The organism is Psychrobacter sp., assembly GCF_035469765.1.
In the GTDB taxonomy this organism is placed as follows: Bacteria; Pseudomonadota; Gammaproteobacteria; order Pseudomonadales; family Moraxellaceae; genus Psychrobacter.
In genome coordinates this window covers 1-2,751 of the sequence record NZ_DATIRM010000110.1, presented here as the reverse complement: position 1 = coordinate 2,751, position 2,751 = coordinate 1, and the positions used below count along the sequence as shown (strand labels likewise).

Sequence of the window (2,751 nt, the reverse complement as noted above, 5' to 3'; positions counted from 1 at the left end):
CACGTAAGAAAAATGCTCGTTTACTTTTTAGATGAGCGGTGATAATCGTAATCGGCTGCCCAAAAGCATCTATGCGCAATACAAGCGGCGGACGATTAAAGCGCTGATAAGGACCAATATCTGGAATATCAATCATGGCTTTTGGCAAAATCTCTTCAAGTAAGCGACTCTCTAAATGCGCAAACCGACTGATACGACCAACCGCAGGGGTATTCTGTGCCCCTTTTCCTTGCGTATACGGACTTGTACTATCATTACTTGCCAGCGGAATAACCACATGCTCAGGTTTAAAACCTAACGATACCGCCAATGTGATTAGCGCTTCACTGTCCCACACTTCTTGTACAGCGATGATATCAGCGTGTGCCTTCGAGAGTAAGTCAGTAATGCCTTGTAATTTATGCTCGTATTCATGATTGCTATAAGCGGGTGCATTTGGATAATATAATCGGTTGGGATTGGCAAAATTGAGCAAGTTCGCTGTCGCTATATAAAACTGCTTTGGGTCATTACCTTGCGTATTATTCATCACAAATTACCTATTATTATAATTCTTGATAATTATGTCTTATTATTAAATATATTTAAACATAACACTATTAATTATATTCACATTTAACAATATATACTAAAAAAGCCTCCAAAGAAATCTTTGGAGGCTTTAAAATAGCATAATTCAGCATTGTTTTGTTTATTAGCCAGCAAATGCCTACAATCAAATTAAATCTAGTAATACGATAGCAAGCTTTGATAAAAACATTTAGCACTGCTATTTGCTGCTTTTTTTACATTATCTTTCATAAATTAAGAAATACGGTTCCATGCATCACGTGAGGCTTGACGGGCTTCATTCCACTCCAGACGAGATTCACCTTTTACTTCATGCCATGAACGCTCTAAATCTGCTTCATGATCGTCAAAACGAGCATCCATTGGATAACGGGCACGGTTAGCATAACCTACAGCATAGGCTGGATGCAAATCACGATCAAAGTCATGACTTTCTCGATAATAATCGGTATTAGCATGTTCTGCACGCCAGTAAGCTTCTTCATGTGTTGGGTCAATCGCTTCAGCTGCTGCATGACCTAAGCCGCCACCAACAACAGCACCAATAGCACCACCAATTAGCGTACCTAGCGGACCTGCCATCGTACCAATGGCTGCGCCTGCTGCTGCACCGCCGATACCGCCGATACCTGTACCTACAGGATGTGAGCCTGGCTCACCTGTGATTGGGTCAGCATTCAACTCTTCCTTTGTCTCTTTTGACATATGCTTTACTGCACTGCGATCGATAGCGTCATGATCATCATGTTCATGTATAATATTATCCTCTTCATGTCTAATGACTCTATTGTCTATCGTATGATCGCTACCAGTTAATCTACGCTCGTTATCGTCCATGATTCGCTCTCTATCACCTACTTCAAAATAATCTTCATCAACTACATGATTATTAGGATCTGTAATGCGGCCGTCGTTACTCATAATATTGTCCTTAAATTATTTATTATTTATTGAACTGTTTGTTTGCTAAAAAACTAGTTGTCTTGCTAAATCTAATTGTAGTATAGAAATTTATAGGTAAGGACAGATAGGCGGATTATGTAAACTTTGTCCATATTGCGATTGTCTTACGTTACAACCTGTATCTTTATCATGATTGTGTAGGATGAGCTTATTGGGTAATTAGCAGACATGCCACAATAGATTAAGTAAATGAATCAAGCTTAGAGCTGCATTAACGACCTTGCAATGGCTCGTTGCCATTTATCAAGATGTTGCTCACGGGCATCGACCGACATACTTGGTTCGAAAATACGCTCTACCTGCCATGAAGCTTTCATCGTTGCTTCATCGTACAGCCCAGTTTTTAGACCAGCGAGTAACGCAGCTCCCTTAGCCGTAATTTCTGTGTCTCTTGGACGAAGTACAGGGACATCTAATAAGTCTGCTTGGAACTGCATCAGCAAATCATTGTTTGCAGCACCGCCATCCACTCTCAGCTCAGTCAATGGATGAGGACTGTCTTTTTGCATAGCGATGAGCACATCATAAGTCTGATAGGCAACGGCCTCCAACGCAGCACGGGCAATGTGGGATTTAGTAGTGCCACGGCTCATACCAGTGATGCTGGCACTGATATCAGACCGCCAATAAGGTGCACCAAGTCCAGTAAATGCAGGTAAGAGCACCACATCTTCGCTACTGTCTACTTGACGTGCTAGATCTTCGACTTCGCCGCTCTTTTGAAACATACCCAGATTGTCACGCAACCATTGGACGATAGCGCCTGCCATAAAGACACTGCCCTCTAACGCATAAGTCACTTCTCTGCTGGGAGGCTGTAGCATCCGTCTGCCAGATTGCACGATTTGGTCAAATGATAAATTATCTGGACGAACTATAGATGTTTTTCGCTGCCACGCAATGGTGGTTAGCAATTTGTGCTCACTTAACTTTGGTTGCTGACCGATATTCATCAGCATAAAACAGCCTGTGCCATAGGTATTTTTGGCCATGCCAGCATCGAGACAGCCTTGCCCAAAGAGCGCTGCTTGCTGATCGCCTAGCACTGCTTGAATGGGTATCTGCTTTGCAAACAGGCCTTTTTTAGTTTTACCAAAATCACCATCAGACGGTAGCACCTTGGGCAATATGTTCATGGGAATTGCAAAACGATCGCAAAGCGTCTCTGACCACGCCAGCTTATGAATATCAAACAGCAGCGTACGAGAAGCATTGGTC

3 protein-coding genes are annotated in these 2,751 nt (G+C 42.4%); all 3 read right to left on the bottom strand.

Going from position 1 to position 2,751, the window contains the following annotated elements; translation table 11 throughout:
- Positions 1-529 (bottom strand): endonuclease/exonuclease/phosphatase family protein (locus VLN09_RS03095; protein ID WP_414709077.1); only part of this gene is annotated, 529 nt, incomplete at its 3' end.
- 275 nt (positions 530-804) lie between these two features.
- Complete coding sequence (locus VLN09_RS03090) at positions 805-1,275, bottom strand: hypothetical protein (RefSeq protein ID WP_325243738.1); 471 nt, start codon at positions 1,273-1,275, stop codon at positions 805-807.
- A gap of 458 nt (positions 1,276-1,733) precedes the next feature.
- A partial coding sequence (locus tag VLN09_RS03085) for an FGGY family carbohydrate kinase (protein WP_325243737.1) occupies positions 1,734-2,751 on the bottom strand: 1,018 nt, incomplete at its 5' end.